Annotated in this window: 20 protein-coding genes and 3 pseudogenes; 14 read left to right on the forward strand and 9 right to left on the reverse strand. The window is 70.6% G+C overall.

Annotation, left to right across the window (positions count from 1 at the left end; genetic code table 11):
• Positions 1-27: 27 nt before the first annotated feature.
• Complete coding sequence (locus AB0N31_RS01430) at positions 28-774, forward strand: SDR family oxidoreductase (RefSeq protein ID WP_366056312.1); 747 nt, start codon at positions 28-30, stop codon at positions 772-774.
• 321 nt (positions 775-1095) lie between these two features.
• Here AB0N31_RS01430 and AB0N31_RS01435 read toward each other — a convergent pair whose 3' ends face one another.
• Complete coding sequence (locus tag AB0N31_RS01435; protein WP_366056248.1) at positions 1096-4131, reverse strand: Tn3 family transposase; 3036 nt, start codon at positions 4129-4131, stop codon at positions 1096-1098.
• A 129-nt stretch (positions 4132-4260) separates the two neighbouring features.
• Here AB0N31_RS01435 and AB0N31_RS01440 point away from each other — a divergent pair, with 129 nt between their 5' ends.
• Positions 4261-4443 carry a hypothetical protein gene (locus tag AB0N31_RS01440; protein WP_366056249.1) on the forward strand — a complete coding sequence of 61 codons (183 nt, stop codon included), beginning with the start codon at positions 4261-4263 and terminating at the stop codon, positions 4441-4443.
• A gap of 237 nt (positions 4444-4680) precedes the next feature.
• On the opposite strand, the gene AB0N31_RS01445 is transcribed toward AB0N31_RS01440, so the two are convergent.
• The gene (locus tag AB0N31_RS01445; RefSeq protein WP_366056250.1) at positions 4681-6150 is read right to left on the reverse strand and encodes an MFS transporter; all 1470 of its coding nucleotides are present in this window, start codon (positions 6148-6150) and stop codon (positions 4681-4683) included.
• A 258-nt stretch (positions 6151-6408) separates the two neighbouring features.
• Between AB0N31_RS01445 and AB0N31_RS01450 the strand changes: the two genes are divergently transcribed.
• The 3 genes from AB0N31_RS01450 (at position 6409) to AB0N31_RS01460 (ending at position 10880) form a co-directional block, all read left to right on the forward strand.
• Positions 6409-7032, forward strand: coding sequence for a TetR/AcrR family transcriptional regulator (locus AB0N31_RS01450; protein ID WP_366056251.1), 624 nt, complete (start codon positions 6409-6411; stop codon positions 7030-7032).
• A 235-nt stretch (positions 7033-7267) separates the two neighbouring features.
• Positions 7268-9565, forward strand: a complete 2298-nt coding sequence (locus AB0N31_RS01455; protein WP_366056252.1) for a glycoside hydrolase family 78 protein — start codon at positions 7268-7270, stop codon at positions 9563-9565.
• A gap of 58 nt (positions 9566-9623) precedes the next feature.
• Positions 9624-10880 carry a family 1 glycosylhydrolase gene (locus AB0N31_RS01460; protein ID WP_366056253.1) on the forward strand — a complete coding sequence of 419 codons (1257 nt, stop codon included), beginning with the start codon at positions 9624-9626 and terminating at the stop codon, positions 10878-10880.
• A gap of 22 nt (positions 10881-10902) precedes the next feature.
• Here the strand turns inward: AB0N31_RS01460 and AB0N31_RS01465 are convergent, their stop codons facing one another.
• Both AB0N31_RS01465 and AB0N31_RS01470 read right to left on the reverse strand, forming a co-directional pair.
• Positions 10903-11694, reverse strand: a complete 792-nt coding sequence (locus AB0N31_RS01465) for a YihY/virulence factor BrkB family protein (protein ID WP_366056313.1) — start codon at positions 11692-11694, stop codon at positions 10903-10905.
• Positions 11695-12240: 546 nt separating this feature from the next.
• Positions 12241-12505: pseudogene (locus AB0N31_RS01470) on the reverse strand (transposase); the annotation flags it as partial.
• Between the two features lie 175 nt (positions 12506-12680).
• Here AB0N31_RS01470 and AB0N31_RS01475 point away from each other — a divergent pair.
• Positions 12681-13178 carry an SRPBCC domain-containing protein gene (locus tag AB0N31_RS01475; protein WP_366056254.1) on the forward strand — a complete coding sequence of 166 codons (498 nt, stop codon included), beginning with the start codon at positions 12681-12683 and terminating at the stop codon, positions 13176-13178.
• 311 nt (positions 13179-13489) lie between these two features.
• Entirely contained in the window at positions 13490-14374 is an 885-nt protein-coding gene (locus tag AB0N31_RS01480) for an SAM-dependent methyltransferase (protein WP_366056255.1), read from the forward strand.
• Here AB0N31_RS01480 and AB0N31_RS01485 read toward each other — a convergent pair.
• The 3 genes from AB0N31_RS01485 to AB0N31_RS01495 all read right to left on the reverse strand — a co-directional run bounded on the left by AB0N31_RS01485 (position 14371) and on the right by AB0N31_RS01495 (position 16099).
• Entirely contained in the window at positions 14371-15324 is a 954-nt protein-coding gene (locus AB0N31_RS01485; RefSeq protein WP_366056256.1) for an IS481 family transposase, read from the reverse strand. The two genes, AB0N31_RS01480 and AB0N31_RS01485, sit on opposite strands and share 4 nt — an antisense overlap.
• A 110-nt stretch (positions 15325-15434) precedes the next feature.
• Positions 15435-15656: a hypothetical protein gene (locus tag AB0N31_RS01490; RefSeq protein ID WP_366056257.1), complete on the reverse strand. Its 222-nt coding sequence runs from the start codon at positions 15654-15656 to the stop codon at positions 15435-15437.
• 68 nt (positions 15657-15724) lie between these two features.
• Positions 15725-16099 (reverse strand): hypothetical protein, encoded by a 375-nt coding sequence (locus tag AB0N31_RS01495; RefSeq protein WP_366056258.1) that lies wholly within the window; start codon positions 16097-16099, stop codon positions 15725-15727.
• A 158-nt stretch (positions 16100-16257) separates the two neighbouring features.
• Here AB0N31_RS01495 and AB0N31_RS01500 point away from each other — a divergent pair, with 158 nt between their 5' ends.
• The 5 genes and pseudogenes from AB0N31_RS01500 to AB0N31_RS01520 all read left to right on the forward strand — a co-directional run.
• The gene (locus AB0N31_RS01500; RefSeq protein ID WP_366056259.1) at positions 16258-16821 is read left to right on the forward strand and encodes an MSMEG_1061 family FMN-dependent PPOX-type flavoprotein; all 564 of its coding nucleotides are present in this window, start codon (positions 16258-16260) and stop codon (positions 16819-16821) included.
• Between the two features lie 54 nt (positions 16822-16875).
• Positions 16876-17745, forward strand: coding sequence for an ABC transporter ATP-binding protein (locus AB0N31_RS01505; RefSeq protein ID WP_366056260.1), 870 nt, complete (start codon positions 16876-16878; stop codon positions 17743-17745).
• Positions 17742-18722 carry an iron-siderophore ABC transporter substrate-binding protein gene (locus AB0N31_RS01510; RefSeq protein ID WP_366056261.1) on the forward strand — a complete coding sequence of 327 codons (981 nt, stop codon included), beginning with the start codon at positions 17742-17744 and terminating at the stop codon, positions 18720-18722. Before AB0N31_RS01505 ends, AB0N31_RS01510 begins: the two co-directional genes overlap by 4 nt.
• Before the next feature lie 8 nt (positions 18723-18730).
• The gene (locus AB0N31_RS01515; RefSeq protein WP_366056262.1) at positions 18731-20797 is read left to right on the forward strand and encodes an iron ABC transporter permease; all 2067 of its coding nucleotides are present in this window, start codon (positions 18731-18733) and stop codon (positions 20795-20797) included.
• Positions 20798-20836: 39 nt separating this feature from the next.
• Positions 20837-21085 (forward strand): annotated as a pseudogene (locus AB0N31_RS01520) (transposase); the annotation flags it as partial.
• A gap of 154 nt (positions 21086-21239) precedes the next feature.
• Here AB0N31_RS01520 and AB0N31_RS01525 read toward each other — a convergent pair.
• Positions 21240-21478: pseudogene (locus AB0N31_RS01525) on the reverse strand (IS5/IS1182 family transposase); the annotation flags it as partial.
• Between the two features lie 140 nt (positions 21479-21618).
• The gene (locus AB0N31_RS01530; protein ID WP_366056263.1) at positions 21619-23085 is read right to left on the reverse strand and encodes a non-reducing end alpha-L-arabinofuranosidase family hydrolase; all 1467 of its coding nucleotides are present in this window, start codon (positions 23083-23085) and stop codon (positions 21619-21621) included.
• An 814-nt stretch (positions 23086-23899) separates the two neighbouring features.
• Here AB0N31_RS01530 and AB0N31_RS01535 point away from each other — a divergent pair.
• Positions 23900-25330: an endo-1,4-beta-xylanase gene (locus AB0N31_RS01535; RefSeq protein WP_366056264.1), complete on the forward strand. Its 1431-nt coding sequence runs from the start codon at positions 23900-23902 to the stop codon at positions 25328-25330.
• A gap of 100 nt (positions 25331-25430) precedes the next feature.
• Positions 25431-26729 (forward strand): RICIN domain-containing protein, encoded by a 1299-nt coding sequence (locus AB0N31_RS01540; RefSeq protein WP_366056314.1) that lies wholly within the window; start codon positions 25431-25433, stop codon positions 26727-26729.
• The last annotated feature ends 10 nt before the right edge of the window (positions 26730-26739 follow it).

The following is a 26739-nucleotide window of genomic DNA, read 5'->3' on the forward strand; positions in this document are numbered from 1 at the left end:
TTGATGATGGAACGGAGCAACCTCGGTATGGGTAAGTACAGCGACAAGAATGTGGTGATCACGGGTGGCAGCAGCGGGATGGGGCTCGCGCTGGCGGAGCTGCTGGTGCAAGGCGGAGCCCGCGTGGTGATCACCGGCCGTTCTCAGGCCAAGCTCGACGCGGCACGCGAGCGGCTCGGCGAGAATGCCGTGGCTGTCCGGGCGGATGTGGCCTCACTGTCCGACCTGGATATGCTCGTCGGCCGTGTAAAGAGCGAGCTCGGCTCGATCGAGGCTTTGTTCGTCAACGCCGGCATCTCCCCCCTCACGCCCCTCGAGTCGACGACCGAGGACGTGTACGACGAGCTGTTCGCGATCAACGTCAAGGGCGCCTTCTTCACTGTGCAGAAGCTTGCTCCGCTGCTGAGCGCGAACGCCGGCATCGTCCTCACCACCTCGATCGCGAACGTCATCGGCATGGTGGACACCAGCGTCTATGCGGCCGGCAAGGCGGCGCTGCGCTCGATGGCCCGCACCTTCTCCCGGGAGCTGCTTCCGCGGGGAATCCGTGTCAATGCGATCAGCCCGGGTCCCATCGACTCGGGGATTCTGGAAACGATGAACTTGTCCAAAGAGGCCGCTGACCTGTTCAGGGCGGAGCGGACCGCGAGCAACCCTATGAAGCGCTACGGCACCGTCGAAGAGTTCGCCGAGGCGGCCGCATTCCTCGCCTTCGATGCCACGTACACCACCGGCATCGAGCTGGCCGTGGATGGCGGCGAAACCCAGCTCTGAGCTCGTCTGCCGTCCCGCCACGGGCGTAAGGCCCGCTACCACGGCGGTTTCAGCGGGGAGCTGCAACACGTGGTCGTGTCGATCAGGCCGCAAGCAGTTTATGCAGGCGCTCGGCGGGGGTAGCCCCGCCGAGCGTTTTGCGTGGGCGGCCATCGAGTTCGGCGGCGACGGCGTCAAGATGCTCGCACCAGGAGGTTGTCGCGGCCCACGAAGACACGCCGACTGAACCTTCCCCCGTGAAGTGGACACCTGTTTGTGTCGTTATGTGGCGAGGGTGCTGGTGACCAGATGCTGTTCGTAGGCGATCGGAGCCCCAGCTCCTCACCCCAGGGCCGCCGCCGGTCTACCCTCGGGGGCGCGCGGCCTGGGCACGGCGTCCCGGGCGGTCAGGTCCAGGTCGAGGCGTCTGTTCATGTCCAGCTCGAACCGGCCGTAGGGATTCACATGGGTCCAGAACAGCGGGGAGAGCGCCCGCGGATCCGCGTCGGTGAGGGTGTCAGCCCACTTCGGATCGGCGAGGACCTGCTGCATCAGCGGCGTGTTGACATGGACCAGGGCGGACTGGAGCAGATGCAGCGCGAGCATCGATACCTCCTGGGACTCCTTGTCCTGTCCGACCAGGTCGCCGTCCTTGCCGTAGAAGAGGTCCTTGTTCGCGGAGTTCCAGTTCTCCACGACCTGCAGGCCCTCGTGGATCTCCTGGCGCAGTTCGACGTCGGCGAGGTAGTCGCAAACGAACGCCGTACGCACCGCCCGGCCCAGCTCCTCGATCGCCTGGTAGGTGGGGTGCTTGGGCCCGCCGCGGGTGAAGCGGCGCAGGACCTGCTCGGCTTCGGCGGTGCCCAGGCGTAGGGCGGTGGTGTACTTCACGATCTGGTCGTACTGCTGGCGGATCAGATCCCAGTTGATCGTCTTGGTGGACAGCACCGGCGCCAGGTGGGGCCAGCTGTCGTCTTCCCCGGCCGCCGGGCGGTACAGCTTCGCGGAGCCGATGTTCTTCAGCCTCGGCATCAGCTTGAAGTCGAGCATGTGGGCGAAGGCGAAGCCGACGATGGAAGCGCCGTGGGTGTCGGTGTACTGCCGGTCCACCTCCATGTCGGTGCAATGCCGCAGGACGCCCTCGATCATCGAGGCGACTTCGGAGGCCGAACAGGACTTGAGCTGGGAGTAGACGCACACCGACTTTCGCTCGACGTGCCAGTAGATCATCACACCGGGGCCCCGGTAGCGCTGGTGCCACTCGGTCATCAGGTTCGAGGACCAGGAGCCGAACTTGCGGCTGTCGGAGGCGCACGCCGTGCCGCTGCCCCACCACATCTCGTCGCGGGCGGCGAAGGTGGCGTTCACCAGCTTGCGCAAGGCGGCGCGCATGTTGGCCCGGTTGACGAACAGGTGCCGCACCCGGCGCAGCGTCGCCTCGCTCTCGCCGTGCTTGCCGGTCACCGCGACCCGCTTGATGCCCATGTTGGTGCCCGGGCCGAACAGGACGAGCAGCAGCCGGCGCCGCAGTACGTCTTTGGACAGGCTCTCTCTGGTGGCGACCGAGGTGAACTCGGCGATGAAGTCGGTGTCGAACTCGGCGTACTTCAGGATGTCCAGCAGGTCGATGGTGCCCCAGCGCCGTTCGATCTCGGCCTTTATCGCGACCAGGGACTCCGGCTCATCCTGCTTGCCGCGCGGGGAGACCCTGATCCACGGCTCGCCGTGCTTCTTGACGATCGCGACCCCGTCCGTGGTGCCCTTGGCCAGGGCTTGCTCGAAGCGGTCCAGCGAGGTGCGGAGCTTGCTCTTCAGGGCGGTGATGAACTCGCCGGCGTCCTGCGGCTGGCCCAGGGCGGCATAGTGGACGTCCCGGTTGTCCTCGAAGCCGGCGGGCAGGTCGTCCTCCGGGTTGCGCCACCGGTTCGCGCCCACCACCCAGATCTCCCGGCGGCGCAGCGCGTCCCGCAGCGACACCAGCACGCACAGCTCGTAGGGGATGCGCTCCACGCGGCCCTTGTCGTCCACCGCCGCCGCCCGCCACTGCTCGGGCACCACCCCCTCCAGCGGCACCGTCTCCGCCGGGTCGAAGAACGCGCCCTCCTTCAGCGGCTGCTCCAAGTACCGCTTGAGCAGGTCGATCGCGTCCATCACCGGCCGGTAGGCGGTGTTGTTGCACTTCAGCTCCAGCGCCCGCAGCAGCGGCGACAACATCCGCCGCCAGTGCGCCGAGTACGACGACCGCAGCACCGTACGTACCCGAGCTTTGTAGCGGGCCTCGTTCGCCGCGGCCTCCGCCGCCAGCACCTTGAGCGTCTTCTCCCCGCCCACTACTGGGAAGATCACCCGCCGCACTGTGCCCGACGGCTCCGACAGCGCCGCCTCCGCGACCCGCAGCAGCATCGCCTCCTTGCCGCGGACCTTCTTCAGCTCCGCCCCCAGCTCCTTCTCGACCTTCCGCTCCGCACGCGTGTTGATCTTCAGCACGAGCTGGATGAACAAGTCCACCAGCGAGTCGGTGATCTCCGCCTGCCGCACATGGCACAGCGTCGCCAGCAGCGTCAGGCGCCGCGGCGGCTTCATCCGCTCCAGGTTCGCCGGATACTCCTTCGATGCCCGCGCCCGCCAGGCGTCCACCAGCTTCTCCGACACATCTGCGAACAGGTCTGCGGACAGCTCCAGGCGCCGCACCCGCTGAAGCTTGTTCACCTCGGCCAACAGGCTCTCCAGACCCGGAGTGCCAGGGTCGGTCTTCAGCTCGGTGAAGTGCGATCGCCCGCCCCCAGCCACTGTGCCGTCGCCGTCCGCGCCGTGCTCGGTGCCGTCACCCGCGATCAGATCTTCCAGCCGCGATCGGGCCGTGTGACTGAGCCGGTCCAGCGTGCCGCGACAGAACCGCTTCTCGAAGTCCTTGATCGCCTTGCCCACCAGCCGCCGCACCTGCCCCGGCGCCGGCGGCTCGATGTGGTCGTTGCGGCACCGGGCCACCACGGCCGCCGCGAGCCGGTCACGGGACAGCTCCACCGGGCACAGCTCGGTGGCCGGCCACGCGGCCAGCCGGTCCTGGTCCTCCTCGGTGTTCGCACGGCACCCGTACGCCGTCCGGATCTCGCCCCGGTGCCTCTGGATCGCCTTGCTCTGCCAGTCGTAGTCCGCCCACGCCTCCGCAGGCACCTTGACCTGCTGGGCCACGTACTCCACCGCGGCGGTCGGCACCTCCTGGGCCGACTCCGGGAACCGGGCCTCCACCTCGAAGAACTTCAGCAGCAGCGCGAACCCGAGCCGAGTCGCCCCGGACTTGTCCCGCACCCGCTTCATGTCGTCTTCCAGCAGCGTCCAGACCTCGATCAGGTCCTCCGGCTCCCAGTCCTGCCGCACCCGTACTCCTCGCCCCACGCCCGAGATCACTCGTTCAGCCCAACGAGGCGCCAGGCGAGGGGAAACGACGACCACAGCAGGCATACAGCGCTACATGTCCGTTCGCCGTAGCTATACGAGAACAGGGCCGTGTTCGTCGCCTCCTGCGTGTTCACCCGGCCCGCCCGCGAGTTCGCCGCCCGGCACGGCCTGGTCCTCATCGACGTGAATCTGCTGGGCTTCTGGAACAGCGGCACGGCCCTGACCTCGCTCCTGGACCTGGACATCGGCCGCTCCGGGACGCACCGCAGGCTGCGTCCCGACCGCGACTGACGCACCGCGCCGGCAGGCGGGCCCGTCAGCCGAGGGGCTTCGGGTGCGGCAGGCCCGACCGGGTGAAGTCCGGTGTGCGGACGGCCGGTCGGGGGTCACGGGTTGCCGCCCGGCGGCAGCCCGTTTCCGGTGTGCGACGTGCTCGTGGCGGCCCGCCACCGCTCGGCGGGCCGCCACGCAGAGGACGGCGCGCGCGGGATCTCGTCCCGCCCGCGCCGTCCCGCCCGCGCCGTCCGCTCAGCCGGGCAGCACGTCCTCGGTCTCCGGATCCCGCAGCCGGGGGATGAACAGGGAGAGCGCCAGGGCCAGGAGGGTGACGAGGGCGCCGAGCCAGAAGACCCAGGCGTAACCGGCGTCCTGGTAGAAGGCGGTGCCGTCGACCACGGTGCTGTGCGCGTTGAGGAGGGCGTACGCGCCGGCGGTGACGATCGCGCCGAACAGGCTGATGAGCATGTTGAGCATGCCGCTGCCCAGGCCCTGTTCGTCGCGCGAGACGACACCGACGACGAGCACCGGCGCGGTCGCCACCACGATGCCGGAACCGATGTTGGCGATGCACGACGTCAGGATCAGTTCCGTCTCGTCACCGTGCAGAAATCCGACGAGCGTGTAGCCCAGCGCCATGACCGCCAGGCCGGCGATCCAGACCTTGCGGGGGTCCAGGCGGCGCAGGAAGCGGCTGACGAAGAGGCCGGTGCCGAACATCACCAGGTTCCAGCTCACGCTGACCACGGCGTTGTGCTGCGCGGTCCAGCCGAGGCCGGCGGAGACACCGGGGATGTGCGGGAAGAGCGCGAGCAGGATGGCCAGGCCGGGCATCGTGAACGCGACGGTCTGGGCGAGACCGCCCGCCGTGAGGGCGAGGGCCACCGGGCGGCGCCGGAGAACCCCGAGGTCCAGGATCGGGTGCGCGCTGGCCCGCTCGACGAACAGGAAGGCGACCAGCGCGGCGGCCCCGGCGGTGAGCCAGCCCAGGGTCCTGCCGTCCGCCCAGCCCCAGCTCTGCCCCTGGCCGACGGCGTAGACCACGGCGGTCAGACCGCCGCCGAGGACCAGGCCCCCGAGCCAGTCGAAGCCCGTGTCGAAGGCGTGCCGCGGTGTCTCCGGCACCAGGAGCGCGACCAGCACGAAGGCGACGGCGGTGGCGACGGCGAGGAACCAGAGGGCGCCGCGGTAGCCCCAGTTGTCGACGAGCCGGCCCGCCAGGAACGGTGTGCCCAGGGCCACCAGCCCGACGCTGCTGCCCATGATGCCGCTGGCCGACTTGACCAGCCGGCGCGGGAAGATGTCCCGCACCGCGGCGAAGGACAGGGCGCCGAACGGACCGTAGAACCCGGCGACGGCCCGGCCCACGAGCACCAGCCAGAATTCTCCGGCGAGGGCGGCCAGGGCCTCGCCGCCGGCACCCAGCGCCATCATGGCGAGCATGACGCGCCGCCTGCCGTACAGGTCGCCCAGTTTCATGGCGAACGGTGTGAGCAGGGTGGACACCAGGGTGAGCGTCAGGCCGAACCACGCGACCTGCGTGGTGTGGAAGCTCTGGGCGACGCTCGCGGTGGCGTTGGCACCGAGGATCCCGCCCGCGGCCAGCAACTGGGTGGGCCAGGCGAGGGCGATCAGGACCGCGACCAGGCGGAGATTCCATCGTCCGCCCGTCTCGGCAGGAGGCGCGCTGTCGAGTGAGGGGCTTGGTGACGTCGGTGTCACGCCATGCCCTCCTTTCACGGAGGTGCCGAAGGGAGTGAGAGGAGATGTGGGGGCGATGTGGGGTGCGCGGAGGAACGGGCCCGCCGTAACACCCCGGTGACCGGGAGGTGACAGCGCGGCAATCCGTCGTCGCGTGACGTCGATGATGACCCGAACACCTAGTGCCCGCTAGGTTTCCATTGCGTGACCCACGTCACAAGCTTGGTCTGCTCCCGGTCCGCCGCCGGCGCCGTGCGCCGCCCCCGGTACGGTTCTGACATGGCGACACCCAGGGGGCCGCGCGGCGGCTACACGGCAGGCCGGGCCCGGCGCACCCAGATCCTCGAAGCCGCCCTCCTGCGCTTCGGGCGGGACGGCTACCGCAAGACCTCGCTCGCCCGTGTCGCCCGGGACGCCGAGATCACCGACGCCGGCCTGCTGCACCACTTCCGCGACAAGCAGCAGCTCCTGTTGGCCGTCGTCGAGTACTGGCACGACCGCATGGACACCCAGTGGCAGCGGGTCTCGGGATCGGTGCGCGATGCCTTCCGCTGCCACCTGGAGGACACCGCCCAGCGGCTCACCATGCCCGGCATGGTGGAACTCGCCGTCGTGGTCGCCGCCGAGGCGACCGCCCCCGACCACCCCGCCCACGACTTCTTCACCCACTGGCAGGAGAAGGGCGTGAAGGAGCTCGCCGAGCGGCTGGAGGCCGGCAGCCGCAACGGTGAACTCCTGCCGGACCTCGACCACGACGGCATCGCCCGCGAGTGCGCGGCCCTCGACGCGGGCCTGCGCCAGCAGTGGCTCGCCGGCGGCCGTTCCTTCGACCTCATCGCGGTCATGCGCGCGCACCTCGACCGCCTCATGCGCTCCATATCCGTCGACGGGCAGGGGCTGTAGGCGGTTCGGGCGCCGGTGGCGGGCCGGGCGGCCCGCTCGGACCCATGCATTGTCATGCACTCGACAATCACACGACAGTCCCGATCGGGCGCGTGACCCACATCACGCAGGCCAAGACCTAGCGTCCGCTAGGTTTTGGGGCGCATGATCGAACCTGCCCCCCTCCGCCCGACGACTCCGCCCGCCCCCAGGCCGCCCCAGACATCACCCGCGCCCACCGCGCCGAGGACCCGACATGCGCCACTTCCGGACCGCCCGCGTCATCGCTCCCCGCCGACCGGCGGAGCCCTCCGCCACCGGGGCCCGCCCGGCCGCCCTGCTGCGCGCCGAGTTCACCCTGCGGGCAGCGGTCACGGCGGCCCGGCTCTCCATCACCGCGCTCGGCGTGTACGAGCTGGAACTCAACGGCACCGTGGTGGGCGACCACGTCCTGGCTCCCGGCTGGACCAGCTACCGCCACCGCCACCGCTACCAGGACTTCGACGTGACGCACCTGGTCCGCGAGGGCGCCAACGCCTGGGGCGCCCACCTCGCCGACGGCTGGTACCGGGGCCTGCTCGGCTTCAACGGCGGCACCCGTGACATCTACGGCGACGACACGGGCCTGCTCGCCGAACTGCGGATCGAGTACGCCGACGGCACCGTCGACACCGTCGCCACCGGCGCGCACTGGCGCTGGAGCCCGGGCCCCGTCCTCGCCGCCGGACTGTACGAGGGCGAGGAGTACGACGCCCGCCGGGCACAGGCCGGCTTCAGCGAAACCGGCTTCGACGACTCGGCGTGGGAACCCGTGCGGGTCCTGGAGTTCGACACCGGCGTGCTCTTCCCGGCCGACAGCCCGCCGGTGCGCCGTATCGAGTCGCTCACCCCGGTGGCCGTCACCACCTCACCCACCGGCCGTACCCTCGTCGACTTCGGCCAGAACCTCGTCGGACGCCTGCGCATCCGCGTCCGGGGCGAGGCCGGCCGCACGATCACCCTCCGCCACGCCGAGGTCCTCGAGGACGGCGAGCTGTGCACGCGTCCGCTGCGGCACGCCACCGCCACCGACCGGTACACCCTGTGCGGGGACCCGGAGGGCGAGGTGTGGGAGCCCCGCTTCACCTTCCACGGCTTCCGCCACGCCGAGATCGACGGCTGGCCCGGCGAGCTGGACCCGGCCGACGTCACCGCCGTCGTCCTGCACAGCGACCTGCGCCGCACCGGATGGTTCTCCTGTTCGGACGCCTCCCTGGAGCGGTTGCACGAGAACGTGGTCTGGGGCATGCGCGGCAACTTCCTCGACGTGCCCACGGACTGTCCGCAGCGCGACGAGCGGCTCGGCTGGACCGGCGACGTCCAGGTCTTCGCCCCCACCGCGGCCTTCCTCTACGACGTCCGCGACTTCCTGCGCTCCTGGCTGCGCGACCTCGCCGCCGACCAGGGCGACGACGCGCGCGGCGTACCGCCGGTGTTCAGCCCCGCCGTCCCGGTGATCACGCCGGTGCCGATCCCGCCCGGCAACCCGCCGATGGCCGGCTGGTGCGACGCGGCCGTCATCGTCCCCTGGGTGCTGCACGAGCGCTACGGCGACGTCGAGGTGCTGCGCGCCCAGTACCCCTCGATGCGGGACTGGGTCGACGCAGTCGACCGGATCGCCGGACCCGGCCGGATCTGGGGCGAGGGCTTCCAGTTCGGTGACTGGCTGGACCCGGCCGCGCCCGCGGACGATCCAGGCCGGGCGATGACCTCCTCCTGCCTGGTCGCCACCGCGTACTTCGCGCACTCCGCCCGCCTGCTGGCCCGAACGGCCCGGCTGCTGGGGGAGGACGACGACGCCGGGCGCTACCTCGTGCTGGCCGACTCGGTCCGCGACGCCTTCCTCGGCCGCTTCCACGCCGGGGGCGGCCGGCTGACGGAGGAGACCCAGACCGCGTACGCCCTCGCCCTGCGCTTCCGGCTGATCGAGGACCCCGCCGAACGCGCCGAGGCCGGACGCCGGCTGGCCGCCCTGGTCGCCGAGGGCGGGCACCGCATCGGCACCGGGTTCCTCGGCACCCCGCTGGTGTGCGACGCGCTGACCGACACCGGACACGTGGACACCGCCTACCGGCTGCTGACCCAGCGCTCCTGCCCGTCCTGGCTCCACCAGGTCGACATGGGCGCCACCACCGTCTGGGAACGCTGGGACAGCATGCTCCCCGACGGCCGGGTCAACCCCGGCGAGATGACCTCCTTCAACCACTACGCGTTCGGAGCCGTCGCCGACTGGCTCCACCGCACCGTCGCCGGCCTGGCCCCCGCCGAGCCCGGCTACCGCCGGCTCCTGGTCCGGCCCCGCCCCGGCGGCGGCCTCACCTGGGCGCGTGCCGCGCACGAGACGCCGTACGGCCGGGCCGAGACCGGCTGGCGCGTCGAGGGCGGCACGCTGCTCGTCGAACTCCTCGTGCCGCCCCGCGTCACCGCACTGGTCGACCTGCCGGGCGCGAAGCCCACGGAGGCCGGCCCGGGCCGGCACTCCTTCCGCACCCCGTTCACCACGGCCACGCCCTGACCACCCGGGCCCTGCCCCCACCCACCTCCCGGCCCACCGGATCACACAAGGAGCACCCATGACACACACCGGCCTGCCCGACGGCTTCCTGTGGGGCGTCGCCACCGCGGGACACCAGAACGAGGGCGACAACCGCGCGAGCGACACCTGGTTCCTGGAGCACACCACTCCCTCCCTCTTCCGCGAACCGAGCGGACCGGCCTGCCGGGGCTACGAGCAGTGGGAGACCGACCTCGACCTGGTGGCGGGGCTCGGACTCAACGCCTTCCGGTTCTCCGTCGAGTGGGCACGCGTCGAACCCGAGCGCGGTGTCGTCTCCGCCGAGGCGCTCGACCACTACGAGCGCAAGGTCGACGGCTGCCTCGCACGCGGCCTGGCGCCCCTGGTGACGTTCAGCCACTTCACCGCACCGCACTGGTTCGCGGCGGACGGTTCGTGGACCGCGGCCGACGCTCCGGGCCGGTTCGCCGACCAGTGCGACCGTGTCATGGCACGCTTCGGCGACCGGATCGCCTACGCGGTCACCCTCAACGAACCCAATCTGGAACAGCTGTTGCAGGCGGGCGCGAAACTCCCGCCCGAGGCGGAGACACTCAAGGCACGGATGCTCGTGGCGGCGGCCCGCGCGGCCGGAAGCGACAGCTATGCCAGCGCGAACGTCATCCCCGCCGACCGGCAGGACGAGTTCCAGGAGGCGTTCACCCGCGCCCATCGCGCCGCCCGCGAGGCGATCAGGGCGAGCCGTGGCGACCTGCCGGTCGGCGTCTCCATCGCCATCGCCGACGAGGTCGCGGTTCCCGGCGGCGAGCAGCGCCGGGACGCCAAGCGCGCCGCCGTCTACGACCACTGGCTGCGCGAGGCGCGCGACGACGACTTCATCGGCGTGCAGAACTACGAGCGCATCGTGCACGGACCCGACGGCGAGGTGACGCCCGACGGGGAGCTGAACGGCATGGGCACCGCCATCGAGCCCGGCTCCCTCGCCGGGGCGGCGCGCTACGCCCACGAGGTGGCCGGCGTACCGGTGCTCGTCACCGAACACGGCATCCAGACCGGGGACGACACCCAGCGCGCCGCGTTCGTGCCCGCCGCGATCGAGGCCCTCACGGCCGAGATCGGCGCCGGCACACCCGTCCTCGGCTACTGCCACTGGACGCTCATGGACAACTTCGAGTGGATCTTCGGATACGGCGCCCAGCTCGGCCTCCACGAAGTCGACCGCGAGACGTTCGAGCGCCGGCCCAAGCCGAGCGCGAAGGCCTATGCCGACGTGGTGCGAAGCCACCGCGGGGTGCCCGCCGGCCACGGCGGATGAGCCGTGCCGGGGGCGCCGGCCGTCACCGGCGAGACGGCGACTGCCTGCTCAGCTCGGCCGTGAACTGGGCCCCGGCGAGCAGGGCGAGGTTGGACAGCCACAGCCAGATCAGGAAGACGACGATGCCGGCGAGCGAGCCGTACAGCCTGCTGTAGGTGCTCAGGGCGGAGGCGTAGAGCGCGAAGCCCGCGGAGACGGTGAGCCACAGGCCCGCCGCCAGGGCACCGCCGGGCAGGCTGTGCCTGCGCAGACGCGCCGGGGCCGGGCCCATGCGGAAGACGACGACCACCAGGAGCGCGACCAGCCCCAGAAGAAGGGGCCAGCGCAGCAGGGCCCATGCCCGGGCGGCCACCTCGTCGAGCCCGAGAAGACCGCCGACGGCCTCGGCGACCGGACCGGTGACCAGCAGGAGCAGCGAACTGACGAGGAGCAGGACCAGCAGGGCGAAGGCGGTGAGCACGATGCGGTGGGCCTTGCGCAGGGGGGAACGGCAGTCGGCGACGTGATGCATGCGGTGCAGGGCCCGGCGGAACACGGCCAGGTAGCTGCAGGCGGACCACAGGGCGCTCACCGTACAGGCGCCCAGCAGCGCCCAGGCCGCGGAACTGCGCCGCGCCATCCGGACCATGACCCCCTCGAGTTCGCTTCCGGACTGCCCCGGGGCGTAGGCCGTCACGTGCGCGATGAAGTCCCCCGCGGTGGCGGGGCTGACCAGGCTGAAGGCGATGACGGTCACCAGGAGGGAGGGCAGCACGGCCAGGATGGCGTAGTAGGTGAGTGCGGCCGCGTAGTCGGACACGTCGTCACGCCACATCGACCCGGGGGTGCGGCGCAGGGCGGGGCCCCACGAGGGCGGCAGCCGCCGTGCGGAGGCCGTCGGGACGACGACGGGCCGACCGTGCCGTGGCGCGGCCTGCCGCTCGGCGGGCACGGGGAGTGAGAGGGGGAGAGGACGCGGACCGTCGTCCCTTTGCCGTGCGCGCACCCTCATGGCCCGTCCTTCCCGCCGACCGGCGGACCGCTTCCACCGTGTGAACCGCCCCGACCGCGGGACCGGCCGGCCGGCCGTGTCCATGACGCGGAGTTCCGGGTCTGTGGGGCGGATACCCGGGAATCGCCCGCCCACGTCTTCGCCGGACCAGGTCACGGGTGCCGCGTGAGCGGGGCGGCGTGCCCCGCCGGGGGCGGGTGGAGGGAACCGGTGGTCGTCCGGCAGCGCAACCAGTACTCCAACCGTAGATCTTGATCTTCATGGGGTCTGGGCTGTTTGTCACAGGTAGTGGCCGTCGCGGGCGCGGGCTTGGTGGCGTCGTCGCCAGTCGGACCACGAAGGCCGGTGGGCTGGGGCGTGGGCGGGCTGATCGCCGGTCTCGTCGACGGCCCATACGGCGTCCTGATCGCCGAGGTGTTCGACGACGTATCCGCGCAGGTCGTCGCGGACTGCCTCGGCATCCCACTCGGCCCGGGCCGACAGGTGCTGCAGGCCATCCGGTGCGGCGTGTCCGGCATGCTCGGCGATCGTCCAGCAGTTTTTTCCGTGGCAGGTGCGACAGCGGTCCCAGGACGGGGGACCGTGCGCGGCGTCGGGGTTCGACCCGCGCGAAGCGGCCTGCGATCCGGCCCATCGGGTCATCGAACATGGCCAGCCGGTGAGCGGGGGCTAGACCATGGCTTGCGGCCTCCGCTTGATCTTCGTTGGTCCACACGGCACGCGATGATCATCGGTGGCCGTACCTGCCTTCACATCGCCCCTGACCAGCGAGATCGCGGCCTATGGCTGAATTACTTAGGATGTGTTCGGTGGTCAATCTCGAGGCCTTCGGCTGGAGGAGGTTCGTGATGGCGCACGATGGCGGGTTGAGGCTGCATCTGCGGCGTGTCCTCCGCGCACCGCGCTCGGTCGTATTCCGAGCCTTGACCGAACCGCAGGAACTGGCCAAGTGGTGGGGCCCTGACGGATTCGTCACCCCACGTGTGGAAAGCGACCTTCGGCCAGGAGGTGGTTATCGGATCGCGATGCAGCCTCCGGAAGGCGATCTGTTCTACCTGGTGGGGGAATTCGTTGAGGTCGATCCTCCGGCACGCCTGTCCTACACCTTCCGGTGGGAGGATCCCGACCCCGAGGACCGGGAGACGGTGGTGACGCTGTCGCTTCGCGATATCGGCGGTAAGGGGGCCCAGTTGGACTTCAGCCAGGGCGACTTCGCCACTGAGCGGCGCCAAGCTCTTCACGAGGAAGGCTGGACTCAGAGTCTCGACAAGCTGGAGGGACTGATGTCGTCGGCTGCGTCGGCCTGAGATCTTTACCGCGGGGGAGAGGGCCCTGCTGGTGGCCGCACCTGTCTTCACATCGCTCTGACCAGCAAGACCGCGTTCCGCGGTTGGAGTACTAGTTGGCTCTGCTTCATAGGTCGACCCGTAATTGATCCGGCGCCGTCTGGCCGTTGGGCATTCTCTCGAGGGATGGAACACGCAGGTTGTCGTCGCTTCTCGGATCTGACCCGCAGGTTATTCCGGGGATCGCGAGGATCGCATTCGTTACCAAAATAGAACTCGAAAGCTCTTCCGAAAGTTTTGCTTTTGTGGTATTCTGTCAAATTATTGGGCTAATGTCCGACATCATGATGAACAAGGGACAACCCAGCCGGACAGCTCTCATGTCGGCCGCAGCACGCGCGGCACACCTCCTCGTCGACGAGACCCCCTCGATCTTCGCCGACACCCTCGCGCAGCCCTTCCTGGGGGAGCGTGCTGAAGAACTCCTCGGCTACCACCGGTCCTATGGTAGGCACCCAGTCCTGTCCGGCGCGCGGACAACGGCCGTTACCCGCAGCCGCTACACCGAGGACCGACTGGCCGAGCTGGCCGGCCGGGGCGTCGACCAGTACGTGATCCTCGGCGCGGGGCTGGACTCCTTCGCTTACCGGTCGGAACTGGCCGACTGCATGCGGGTGTTCGAGGTGGACAAGCCGACGACCCAGCGCTGGAAGCGGGCGCTGCTGGTTGAGACGGGGACGACGGTGCCACCGTCCGCCTTCTTCGTCCCGGTCAACTTCGAGAAGGAGTCCGCCCGGTCACTTACCGATCACCTCGTGTGGGCCGGCTTTGACCCGGGCCGACCCGCGCTGGTCAGTTGGCTCGGGGTCACGATGTACCTGACCTCGGAGGCGATCAGGCAGACCCTGGTCGTCATCAGCGGCTTCGCACCCGGCACAGAGCTCATTGTGGAGCACCTCCTCCCGGCCGGACTCCGCGACGAGGCAGGTCAATCGTATGCGGAGCTGGTCATGGCTGCGGCGGCCGAGCAGGGCGAGCCCTGGCAAACGTTCCTCGGCATCGAGCAGATGGACGCCCTCCTGCGTGAGCACGGGCTCCAGCCGATCGAGTACGCCCGGCAACGCGAGACGATCGACCCTGCGGAGTGGGAACGTACCGACGCGCTCCGCCCGTTCGAGTTGTCCGTCCTCGCCCGTGCGAGCGTCCCCACGCGCTAGGTGTGCTGTCCGGACAGGTTGGTGACGCGGCTGGCTGGTGTGTGGCCGTCGATGCCGGTGTGGGGTCGGTGGTAGTTGTACCAGTCCAGCCAGTCGGGAAACGCTGCCTGGCGTTCGGCGTCTGAGGTGTAGGGCCGCTGGTAGGCCCATTCCTCGAGCAGGGTGCGGTGGAAGCGTTCGACCTTGCCGTTGGTCTGGGGCCGCCAGGGCCTGGTCCAGCGGGGGCTGATGTCCAGGTCGTGGCAGGTCTGGCGCCAGGTGTTCTTGGTGTAGGCCCAGGCGTTGTCGGTCAGCACGCGTTCGACGGTGGTGCCGTGGGTGGCGAACCAGGCGGCAGCCCGGGTGAGGAACCCGGCGCAGGTGGCGGCGGTCTCGTCGGGCAGGTCTTCGGTGTAGGCCAGGCGGGTGTGGTCGTCCAGGGCGGTGTGCAGGTAGGCGTAGCCGGTTCCGGTTCGGTTGCGTCGGCCTTCGGCACGGCCCTGGGTGCGGTGCCCGCCGCCGTCGGGGATGCGGCCGAGTTTCTTGACGTCGATGTGGACCAGTTCACCGGGCCGGGAGCGTTCGTGACGGCGGACGGGTTCGCCGGTGGCCCGGTCGCAGGCGGCCAGGGCGGGCAGGCCGTGCCGGTTCAGGATGCGGTGGGCGGTGGAGGCGGCGATGCCGGTGCGGGCGGCCAGCCTGAGCGGGCCGATGCGGTGCTCGCGGCGCAGGCGGACAACCTGTTCCTCGACGGCGGCCGGCGTGCGGCGAGGCTGGTGGTGCGGGCGGCTGGATCGGTCGCGCATCCCGGCCTCGCCGAGCTGGCGGTAGCGGCCGGCCCAGCGGGCGGCGGTGGTGCGGCTGACCTGGAAACGTTCCGCGGCCCGCCGCAACGGCCAGCCGTCGTCGACGACGCACCGGGCCAGACGCAGTCTCCCGGTCGGCGTCAGCGGGGCATTACGGTGGGACACGAGGGCCTCCTGAGGTCGGGCGTAGATGCCGCAATCCACACCGAACCCAGAAGGCCCTCACCTCTTCAAGCACCCAGCACGCGTGTCACCAACGTCCCGGGACAGCACACCTAGCGCGTCAGGTCCAGCGGTTGCAGCGTGTTCCAGTGCCGGTGCAGCAGGTCCTCGGGTGACATCGCGCGGGGATCGCCGAGTGACGGGGGCCAGGCGTGGATCGGGTCCCGGCCGGTGCGCGAGCGGTGTTTCCACCACAGGAGGGCGGTGACGGCCACTCCGCTTCCGGCGAGCGCCGCCGCGGCGACGGTGAGCGCGTTGCTGGCACTGACCGGCATGGCGTCTCCCTGAGAGCTGTGGGCGGCGGTTCTGTCGCCGGGGCATCGGGTAACCCGGCCGGGTGCCTTCATGCCGAGTGGCGCCCACCCTTTCGCGCGCGTCCCGTCGCCGGTCCCCGCCCCCACGGGTCACCGCCCTTGCCCGGGGCACCGTCCTCCTCCGGGTGGCCGGTGGGGGCCGTGTCGTGGGCGGCCGTCGAAACCCCCGGCCCCCGCGAGGAGTTCGCCGTCGCCGACGCGGACGGAACGGGGCGAGCGGTCCGCGGCCCCAGCTGCGTCATCTCGGCGAACCACCAGGTGCCCGACACGGCGAGGGCCCAGACCAGCGCGTGCAGCAGCGACGCCGGCCACGTGGTCTGCCCCGACTGCCGTTCCACGACCGCGAAGAAGACCCAGCCGACCGCCAGGACACAGGTGACGCGCACGCGTCGATGCTTGAACATGCGTGCCCGGTTACCCGAGCCGTCCCCGGTCCACACCCGGCCGGCCGCGGACCCCGGCGCCCGGCACCACCACATCCCAAGCCAGTAAGGCAAGGCGAACCTAACCTAAGCTAATGTTCGATGCGCAACCACTTGCCGCACGACCCCTGGAGCCCACCTTGCCGCACGCGATCGACGCCACCGTGGACGGGCCGGGCACGGCCGCCGGGAGCGGCTGGGTCGAGCTGGGCTCGCGGGCCGAGCTGCGCGAAGTGCTGGGCGAGCCCTGGCCCGTGGTGATCGAGAAGGTCCACGACCGGCTCACCGACCAGGACCTCGGCATACTGGCCCGTTCGCCCTTCTGTCTGCTGTCCACCTCCGACGCGGACGGCAACTGCGACGTCTCCCCGCGCGGGGACGGCCCGGGGTTCACCCATGTCGTCGACGCGCGCACGCTCGCCCTGCCCGACCGGCCGGGCAACCGGCGCGGTGACAGCTTCCACAACATCCTCGACAACCCGCACGCCGGCCTGCTGTACCTGATCCCGGGCGGCAAGGAGGTCCTGCGGGTCAACGGGCGGGCCCGCATCCTCACCGACGCCCCGTTCTTCGACGCCATGACGCGGGACGACCGGCGCCCCGTACTCGCCCTGGTGCTGGAGATCGACGAGGTCTACCTGCACTGCCCGCAGTCCCTGCGGCGTTCGGGCCTGTGGGACCCGGCGTCCTGGCCGGCCGGCTGAGACGGACCCGCCCCGCGTGATCCAAGTAAATAAGGTTAGGCTAACCTTATTGGCGTGAGATCTGGTGGAGAAACAGCCGGCGCCCCACGCCTGCGCGGCCACGAACTGGCGGCCACGGACGTCACGGTGTCGTACGACGGCGTCGACGTCGTCCATGGAGCCGCGGTCGGGCTGCGCCCCGGTGAGGTGACCGCCCTCGTCGGCCCCAACGGCAGCGGGAAGTCCACGCTCCTGCGGACGATCGCCCGGTTGCAGCGGGCCCGGCACGCCACGATCCGGATCGACGACGACACCGACGGCCTCGCCCTGACGCCCCGTGAGTTCTCGCGCCACGTCGCCCTGCTGACCCAGAGCCGCCCGACACCCAGCGGACTGACCGTGCGCGACATCGTCGAGTTCGGCCGCTACCCCTACCGCGGCCGCTTCGGCCGGCCCGACCCGGACGCGGCCGCCGCGGTCGACCGGGCGCTCGACCTGACCGGTGTCACCGACCTCGCCGAACGCGGCGCCGACCACCTGTCCGGCGGGCAGTTGCAGCGGGTGTGGCTCGCCGGCTGCCTCGCGCAGGAGACCGGCGTACTGCTCCTGGACGAGCCCACCACCTACCTCGACCTGCGCCACCAGGTCGAACTCCTCGAGCTGATCCGCGACCTGGCGGACGAGCACGGCATCGCCGTCGGCGTCGTCCTCCACGACCTCGACCAGGCGGCGGCCGTCGCCGACCGGATCACGCTGCTCGACGCGGGCCGCGTCGTCGCCGACGGTCCACCCGCGGACGTCCTGACACCACAACGCCTCACCGCCGTCTACGGCATCCGCATCGAGGTCGACCACGACCCCCTCACCGGCCGGCTGCGCACCCGCGCCATCGGCCGCCACCACACCCGCCACACCCCCAGCGAAAGGCTCGGCACCACCTCATGAGACGCCCCCTGCTCACCGCGGCCGCCACCACCGCCGCGGCGCTCGCCCTCGCCGCGTGCGGCACCACCGAGCCCACCGCCGACAGCTCCGGGAAGCCCTCCGAGGCCATCAGCCTCACCGGCGCCACCGGCACCAAGATCACGCTCGACGGCCCGGCCACCAAGGTCGTCACCACCGAGTGGAACGTCACCGAGAGCCTCCTCACCCTCGGCGTCGACCCCGTCGGCGTCGCCGACGTCAAGGGCTACAAGACCTGGGACACCGCCGTCCCGCTGACCACCGAGCCGAAGGACATCGGCACCCGCGGCGAGCCGAGCATGGACACCATCGCCTCCCTCGCGCCCGACCTCGTCCTCGCCACCACCGACCTGCCGCCCGCAGCCGTGAAGCAACTGCGCAGGATAGCCCCCGTGCTGGAGGTGAAGTCCGCCGACGCCGCCGACCAGATCGGGCTGATGCTGGACAACATCGACCTCATCGCGCGGGCCACCGGCACCACCGACAAGGCCGAGGCGGTCCGCACCGCCTGGGAGACCAAGGTCGCCGAGGGCCGGAAAGCCCTCGCCGACGCCGGTCTCGACGGCACCGGGCTGGCCTTCGCCGACGGGTACGTCACCTCCAACCAGGTCTCCCTGCGCCCGTACACCAGCGGCTCGCTGATCGGCAGCGTCAACGAGGCGCTCGGCCTGAAGAACACCTGGACCGTCAAGGGCGACGCGAGCTACGGCCTCGGCGCCACCGACGTCGAGGGCCTCACCGCCCTGCCGAAGGACACCCGCTTCGCCTACATCGGCAGCGACGGCGACAAGAACAGCACCCCCTTCACCGGCGCCCTGGCGAAGAACGCCGTGTGGACGTCCCTGCCGTTCGTGAAGGCCGGCGAGGTGCACCGGCTGCCCGACGGCATCTGGATGTTCGGCGGACCCGGGTCGATGCAGGCCTACGTCGACGCCCTCGTCGCCGCGCTGACGAAGTAACGGAAGCCATGGCCGTCACCGCAACCGCCCCCGCCACCCGTCCGCAGGCGGCCCCGCCCCGCCGGGGTGCCGCCGCGGTGACGGCCGCACTGGCGCTCCTGGTAGCCGCCCTCGCCGTCGTCGACATCACCCAGGGCACGGCCGCCGTCGGACCGGCCGAGGTGTTCAAAGCCCTGACCGGGCAGGCCGATCCGGCGGACGCGTCCGTCGTGATCGCCTCCCGGCTGCCGCGCACGACCGCGGGCCTCCTGGTCGGCGTCGTGCTCGCAGTGGCCGGGGCCGCACTCCAGGCCGTCAGCCGCAACGTGCTCGCCTCGCCCGACACCCTCGCCGTGAACGCCGGTTCCTACCTGGCGCTCGGCGTGGTCGGCGCCACCGGCGTCTCGCTGCCGCTGCTCGCCTCCTCCGGGGTCGCCTTCGCCGGCGGCCTCCTGGCAGCGGGCGTCGTCCTCGCCCTGTCCGGCCTCGGCACGGGCACCGTACGGCTGGTCCTCGCCGGCACCGCGCTGGCCCTCGGCCTCAACTCCGTGACCGAGGGCCTGCTCCTGCTGTTCCCCGAGCAGACCGAGGGCCTGTACCAGTGGAACCAGGGCAGCATCGGCCAGAACGGATTCGACGGCGTCCTGCAGATGCTGCCCGTCGCCGCGGCCGGCCTCGTCGGCCTGCTGCTCACCGCCCGCCGGGTCGACGCGCTCGCCCTCGGCGACGACGCCGCGCGCGGGCTCGGCGTCCCGGTCCGCGCCACCCGCGTCACGGTGGTCGTCCTGGCGGCGCTGCTGTCGGCCGCGGCGGTCACCCTGGCGGGGCCCATCGGCTTCGTCGGACTGTGCGCCCCGGCCCTGACCCGCCCGCTCGCCCGCCGGTTCCCGGCCTTCGTCCGCGCCCGTGCCGGCTGGCCCGCGGTCGGCCTGGCCGGTGCGGCACTCGTCCTCGGGTCGGACGTCCTGCTGCGGGCCCTGGTGCCCGCGGACACGGCGGTGGCCGTCCCCACCGGGGTCGTCACCAGCCTCGTCGGCGCCGTGTTCCTGGTGGTGACGGCCCTGCGGCTGCGGGACACCGCCGAGGCCGGCGCCCCGGACCGGCTGCGCACCCCCGGCCGGACGGCGTTCCGGGTCACGGTGGCCGTCCTCGCCGCCGCCGTCGCCGGCGTCACGGTCGCCGGGGTGCTGCTGGGCGACACCGGACTCCTGCTCGGCGACGTCGTCAACTGGGCGCAGGGGCGGGCCGGGCGGACGGTCTCCTTCGTCCTCGACACCCGGGTGCCGCGCGTGCTCGCCGCCCTGAGCGCGGGCGCGGCGCTCGCCCTGGCCGGCACGCTGGTCCAGGCCGTCACCCGCAACCCGCTGGCCGAACCCGGCGTCCTGGGCGTCTCCGGCGGAGCCGCGCTGGGTGCCGTGCTCCTCGTCACCACCGTGCCCGTCGCCGGCTCCTGGGCCGTCGCGGGAGCGGCGTTCGCCGGGGCCGCGACGGCCTCCGCCGTCGTGTTCGGACTCGCCGCCCGGGGCGGTTACCGGCAGAACCGGCTGGTCCTCGTCGGCGTCGGCGTGGCCGCCGCCACGACGGCGCTGATCAGCCTGCTCATCGTGCTGACCGATCCCTTCAACGCCACCAAGGCGCTGACCTGGCTGTCCGGTTCGACGTACGGGCGGACCATGCCGGACGTCCTGCCCGTCGCGCTGGTGCTGGCGCTGGGCGTCGGCGTGGCGGTCGCCCGGCGCACCGAACTGGACCTCGTGTCCCTGGACGGGGACACCCCACGTCTGCTCGGCCTGCGGCTGTCCCGGGTCCGCCTGGGCTTCCTCGTGGTGAGCGTCCTGCTCAGCGCGACCGCCGTCGCCTCGGCCGGCACCATCGGCTTCGTGGGCCTCGTCGCGCCGCACGCGGCGCGGACCCTCGTGGGCCGGCGGCACGTACGGGTGGTGCCGATCGCCGTCCTGCTCGGCGCGGCCCTCGTCTGCGTGGCCGACCTGATCGGCCGCACGGTCATCGCGCCCGCCCAGCTCGGCGCGGGCCTCATGACGGCGGTGATCGGAACGCCGTACTTCCTGTATCTGCTCGTACGCAGCCGTCGCTAGCGCGTGTCTCTCTTCGACGGGTCGCTCCGTCGATCGGGCGTGTCCGTCCGTTCAGCGATCACTGATGCGACGGGGGACCGGAACGAGCCGCTGATGCCGGCGGATCCGGTCCGCGGGCGGCGGTGGGACGACCACCGCCGCACGATCGAGGCCGTCGCGTGGACGTACCGCACCGACTCGCCCTGACGGGGCCTCCCCGAGGAGCTCGACTCGTTCCGGACCGCTCGCAAGCGGCTGATCGGACGGGCCGTCCACGGAACCCGGGAGATGATCCTCGCCGCCGTCCTGGAACGCCTTCTCGCGGTCGGGGTGGTCGAGCCGCTCTGACGGTGAGGATGACGAAGTCCTGCACGCGGGCGGCCGGCCAGGTGCGTTCGAAGCCGACGAGCGCGAGGCCGGCCCACCACTCGCCGTCGGCCGGGCCGAGCCCCGGCACCGGGCCGCCGGGCACAGGCCGGGCCGCCGCCACCACGAGGCGGCTCTCAGCATCCACCATGACCTGCACGTTTGCCGAGAACCGGTAGGTGCGGGAGGAGGCGCCCACGCCGCGGTCACGGACCGGGACGAGGGTGCCGCACACGGTCCGGGGCGTCGGCGGAGCCGGAGACCGGCTCGAGCGCGAGCAACGGTCCCAGCCGCTGGATCACACGGCACACGGCACACGGTGGAGGAGGAGACACCGGACAACTTGGTGAGCGTTGCCCGACTCCGCGCTCCGTCGCCGTACGAGAGCTGACGTTGGCGCGTGACCCGGGCGGGCTCGGCCTTGCGCCGAGCCCGCCACGCCGGCTCCCCACGGAGCCGGCCCCCGCGTCACGCCGTCAGCGCTGCAGTGTCAGCAGACCCGGACGGTAGGGCAGGAGGCCGTAGTCGCCGCCGGAGTTGGGGCTGCGTCCCTGGTAGAGCAGCTGCAGATTGCAGGGATCGACGGTCATGGTCTGATCGGGGCTGGTGCGGATCAGTTCGCCATGGCTGATGTCGTTGGTCCAGGTGGCGCCGCTGTTGGCCTTGCCGGCGAAGGGATTGCTCTCGGTCGCGGCCTGGGGTGTCCATGAACCGTTCAGACTGGTGGCCGTGAACGAGCGGAAGTAGCGGCCCTGCGAGCCGATCGCCTCGACGATCATGAGGTAGCGGTTCTGGCCCTGCAACTTGTAGACCTGCGGGGCTTCGAACAGGTTGTTCGTCGTATCGCTCATGATCACTGTCGAGGTCGTGCCGAAGCTGCCCGGGAAGTTCCCGATCGGCATGCTGGCCCGGTAGATCTTGCCGTTGTCACCGGCGAAGAACAGGTACATGTTCGTCCCGTCACCGATGAGCGTCTGGTCGATGGGTCCTGTTCCGGAACCGGAGATGCTTCCGGAGAAGAGCACCTGCTGGGACGACCAGCCGTTCGGGTTGGTGGGGTCGCTCGACGTCCGGTAGGAGAAGGCGGTCCCGCCCCACTGGTAGGCGAGCACCCAGATGTTCTTCGGCGCGAAGTAGAAGAGCGTGGGCGCGACGGTGGAAGTCGACATCGTGTTCTGACTGGTCGAGGCCATCTCCGACCAATTGGTGAACAGGCCGAAGTTCATCGAACCCCAACTCGTCCCCGTGTCGTGCGTCGTCGCATAGACGAGTTGCCTGCCGTTGTAGGGGACGACGGTGAAGTCCTTGAGCGAGACCCACCCCGGCTTGGGCTGCGCCAGCGCGCCCGTTGATGTCCAGCGGTATGCCGACGGAAGATCGCACGGGCCGGGGTTGTCGGCGCCGGCCTTGACGAGCTGCCACTGCTGGTTGGTGCCGCCCCAGTCGTCGTACTGGACGATGTTCGCGTTGTCGGCGGTGGAGGCGCCTTGTACCTCGAGGGCCTTGTTGCTGTGGCGCGAGATGAACCTTACGTAGCCGTCCGAGCTGTCGGCCAGCCGCCACTGCTGGTTGGTGCCGTTCAGGTCGGCCCACTGCACGATCGAGCCGCCGTTCGCGGTGGACCAGTTGTGGACGTCCAGCACCTTGCCCGAGTGGCGGGACTTGATCCGGTAATAACCGTCCCCGGAATCGACGAACTGCCACTGCTGCTGGTTCTGATCGTTCCTGGTCCACTGAGTGATGCGGGCGCCGTCGTCGGTCGCCATGTTGTAGACGTCCAGGGCCTTGCCGCTGTTGCGGTTGACCAGCACATACGAGGCGTTGGGGTCTACGGTCGCCGCGTCGGCGGGCTGGGCGCCGAGGAAAGCGGCCACGAGCAGCAAGGGCGAAAGGACCGCGAGCAAGCGTCTTGGGCGGACCGGGGACGGGTGGCGAAACCACATCAGAGGGCCTCCTTGGGGCGGGGTGAGGTGACGCCTGGGAACCGCAGAGCGGCCGTACCGGGACAGGGACGGTATCGAAACTTTCGAAGATCTCTCCGAACCTTTGACGCCACAAGCTAGGAATGCGGGGCCCTCTGGTCAAGGTCCTTCGCCGATCTGTCCACAAACAGTTCCTCCCGGCACTCCGGAGGCTCGCGATACGGCCCGCCACTCCAAGGGTCCTCCCGGATGAGGGAAGTTGAGCAGGCGGCGTCCGTCGCTCGTCGCGATTTCGAAAGATTCGGACGACAAGCGGAAACTTTCCCTGTGATGAGTATTGACGATTCGCCGTCAATCCCTCGATCATCCCTCTCTGAGTGACCGACCACAGTTCGAAATACCGAACTGCACCGTCCTGGGCAGCTGTGCTGCACGACAGATCCACGCACAGCCGCACCGCAGATCCACGTACCGCAGATCCACACACCGCAGCACCTGCGCCACCCCGTTTCGTTCCGGTGAGGTCGCACCAGCGCATCCCGGCTGTTCGCGCAGTGGGAGAGGTACGCGACGCCGCGTGGCGGTCCCCCGGCTGAACCGCGATGGAGTGCCCCATGCCTGTGTCGAAACACCGCCGCCGCCCGTCGTACGTCCCCCGACGGCCGACGGCTGCCGTCTCGTGCGGGTTGCGATCGTCCCGGTCCCATGACCGCGGTGTCCGGTGACTCCGTACCGCCCCGGTTCCGGCCCGCCCCGTCCGTCTGCCGAGCGGGAGCGGACGACACATTCCCCTGCGCTTCAGTCCTTCCGTGATTTCTACCTTGGAGGCACAGTCATGGGCTCGTACGCCCTTCCCAGACCCGTTGTCCGCCGGAAGGTCCGCGGCCTGCCGTTGGCGCTGGTCGTCGGCGTCCTCGGTACGGTCGCCGCACTGGTCGCGCCGCCGACCGCACACGCCGCCGAGAACACGCTCGGCGCCGCGGCGGCGCAGAGCGGCCGCTACTTCGGCACCGCCATCGCCTCGGGCAGGCTGGGCGACTCGGCGTACACGACGATCGCGGGCCGTGAGTTCACCTCGGTGACGGCCGAGAACGAGATGAAGATCGACGCCACCGAACCGCAGCAGGGCCAGTTCAACTTCACCGCCGGTGACCGCGTCTACAACTGGGCGGTGCAGAACGGCAAGCAGGTGCGCGGCCACACCCTGGCCTGGCACTCCCAGCAGCCCGGCTGGATGCAGAGCCTCAGCGGCAGCACGCTGCGCCAGGCGATGATCGGCCACATCAACGGCGTGATGGCCCACTACAAGGGCAAGATCGCCCAGTGGGACGTCGTGAACGAGGCCTTCGCCGACGGCAGTTCGGGAGCCCGGCGCGACTCCAACCTGCAACGCACCGGCAACGACTGGATCGAGGTCGCCTTCCGCACCGCGCGCGCCGCCGACCCGGCCGCCAAGCTCTGCTACAACGACTACAACGTCGAGGACTGGACCTGGGCCAAGACCCAGGCCATGTACGCGATGGTCCGAGACTTCAAGCAGCGCGGCGTGCCGATCGACTGCGTCGGCTTCCAGTCGCACTTCAACAGCGGCAGCCCCTACAACAGCAACTTCCGCACCACCCTGCAGAACTTCGCCGCCCTCGGCGTCGACGTGGCCGTCACCGAACTCGACATCCAGGGCGCCCCGGCCACGACCTACGCCAACGTGACCAACGACTGCCTGGCCGTCCCGCGCTGCCTCGGCATCACCGTCTGGGGTGTGCGTGACACGGACTCCTGGCGATCGGAGCAAACACCGCTGCTGTTCAACGGCGACGGCAGCAAGAAGCTCGCCTACACCGCCGTCCTCAACGCACTCAACGGCGGCTCCTCCACGCCCCCTTCGGATTCCGGACCGATCAAGGGCGTCGGTTCGGGCCGCTGCCTGGACGTGCCCGGTACCAGCACCACCGACGGCACCCAGCTCCACCTGTGGGACTGCCACAACGGCACCAACCAGCAATGGACGTACACCGCCGCAGGCGAGCTCAGGGTCTACGGCAACAAGTGCCTGGACGCCGCCGGCACCGCCACCGGCACCAAAGTCCAGATCTACAGCTGCTGGGGCGGCGACAACCAGAAATGGCGCCTCAACTCCGACGGATCCGTCGTCGGCGTCCAGTCCGGTCTCTGCCTCGACGCCGTCGCAGGCGGCACCGCCAACGGCACCCTGATCCAGCTCTACTCCTGCTCGAACGGCAGCAACCAACGCTGGACCCGCACCTGAGGGGACCTGCCACAGACGAAAGGGTGAACGGATGAAGACCCACGGTGCGGCTCCCCCCGCCCCTCCAGGAAGACATCGCTGGTGGTCCCGGGTCGCCGCCGTGGTGGCGGCGACCCTCGCGATCGGCATGCTCGCCGCGGTGAATCCGGCGCCCGCCGAGGCGGCGACGGTGGACGCCAACGCCTGGTACGTCCTGGTCAATCGCAACAGCGGCAAGGCGCTGGACGTCTCTGGCGCGTCCACCGCCGACGGTGCGCGGATCAGCCAGTGGACGCGCAACGACGGAGCCAACCAGCAGTGGCAGTTCGTGGACTCCGGCGGCGGCTTCTACCGCCTCAAGGCCCGGCATTCGGACAAGGTTCTCGACCTGGCCGGCGCCTCGACCGCAGACGGTGCCGCGCTCCAGCAGTGGGCCGACCACAACGGGGCCAACCAGCAGTTCCGCCTGGCCGACTCGGACGCGGGCCACGTCCGGCTGATCAACCGCACCAGCGGCAAGGCGGTGGAGGTGCAGGGCGCCTCCACCGCCGACGGCGGCAACGTCGTCCAGTACACCGACTGGGGCGGCGCCAACCAGCAATGGCAGATGATCAAGCTGTCGTCCGGTGGTGGCGGATGCGGCAGCGCCCCGACTCTGGCGAGCGGTACGCACACGATGCAGAGCGGCGGCAAGAGCCGCAGCTTCATCCTCAGGGTCCCCGCCGACTACGACAACAGCCACCCCTACCGGCTGATCTTCGCGTTCCACTGGCGGGGCGGAACCGCCGGCGACGTCGCCTCGGGCGGCACGAGCGGGAACGCCTGGTCCTACTACGGCCAACAGGAACAGTCGGACGACGGCGCGATCCTCGTCGCCCCCCAGGGCCTCGGCAACGGCTGGGCCAATACCGGCGGTGAGGACATCATCTTCGTCGACGACATGATCCGGCGCATCGAGGGCGGCCTCTGTGTCAACCCGGCACAGCGCTTCGCCACGGGATTCAGCTGGGGCGGCGGTATGAGCTACGCACTCGCATGCAGCCGGGCGAACGTCTTCAGGGCCGTCGCGGTCATGTCCGGCGCCCAGATCAGCGGGTGCAGCGGCGGCACCCAACCCATCGCCTATTTCGGAATCCACGGCATCAGCGACTCCGTCCTCGACATCGCGCAAGGACGGTCCCTGCGCGACAGATTCGTCAGCAACAACGGCTGCATCCCTCAGAGCCCGCGCGAGCCCGCGCCGGGAAGCCGCACGCACATCACCACCACCTACTCGGGCTGCCGTGCCGGATACCCGGTCCAATGGGCCGCGTTCGACGGAGACCACGTACCCGGTCCGGTCGACGGCTCCTCCGGCGAAAGCGGCGTCGCCACTTGGACCAAAGCAGAGATCTGGAGGTTCTTCGCTCAGTTCCAGTGACACGCCCGCA

It is taken from the genome of Streptomyces sp. NPDC051051, from assembly GCF_040682975.1.
GTDB lineage: Bacteria > Actinomycetota > Actinomycetes > Streptomycetales > Streptomycetaceae > Streptomyces.

What these genes read in the sequence shown, in the direction of transcription:
- AB0N31_RS01430 (WP_366056312.1), top strand. Translation starts at nt 28, where the DNA reads ATGGGTAAGTACAGCGACAAGAATGTGGTGATCACGGGTGGCAGCAGC.
- AB0N31_RS01450 (WP_366056251.1), top strand. Translation starts at nt 6,409, where the DNA reads ATGGCGACACCCAGGGGGCCGCGCGGCGGCTACACGGCAGGCCGGGCC.
- AB0N31_RS01455 (WP_366056252.1), top strand. Translation starts at nt 7,268, where the DNA reads ATGCGCCACTTCCGGACCGCCCGCGTCATCGCTCCCCGCCGACCGGCG.
- AB0N31_RS01460 (WP_366056253.1), top strand. Translation starts at nt 9,624, where the DNA reads ATGACACACACCGGCCTGCCCGACGGCTTCCTGTGGGGCGTCGCCACC.
- AB0N31_RS01465 (WP_366056313.1), bottom strand. Translation starts at nt 11,694, where the DNA reads ATGTGGCGTGACGACGTGTCCGACTACGCGGCCGCACTCACCTACTAC.
- AB0N31_RS01480 (WP_366056255.1), top strand. Translation starts at nt 13,490, where the DNA reads ATGTCCGACATCATGATGAACAAGGGACAACCCAGCCGGACAGCTCTC.
- AB0N31_RS01490 (WP_366056257.1), bottom strand. Translation starts at nt 15,656, where the DNA reads ATGCCGGTCAGTGCCAGCAACGCGCTCACCGTCGCCGCGGCGGCGCTC.
- AB0N31_RS01495 (WP_366056258.1), bottom strand. Translation starts at nt 16,099, where the DNA reads ATGTTCAAGCATCGACGCGTGCGCGTCACCTGTGTCCTGGCGGTCGGC.
- AB0N31_RS01510 (WP_366056261.1), top strand. Translation starts at nt 17,742, where the DNA reads ATGAGACGCCCCCTGCTCACCGCGGCCGCCACCACCGCCGCGGCGCTC.
- AB0N31_RS01515 (WP_366056262.1), top strand. Translation starts at nt 18,731, where the DNA reads ATGGCCGTCACCGCAACCGCCCCCGCCACCCGTCCGCAGGCGGCCCCG.
- AB0N31_RS01530 (WP_366056263.1), bottom strand. Translation starts at nt 23,085, where the DNA reads ATGTGGTTTCGCCACCCGTCCCCGGTCCGCCCAAGACGCTTGCTCGCG.
- AB0N31_RS01535 (WP_366056264.1), top strand. Translation starts at nt 23,900, where the DNA reads ATGGGCTCGTACGCCCTTCCCAGACCCGTTGTCCGCCGGAAGGTCCGC.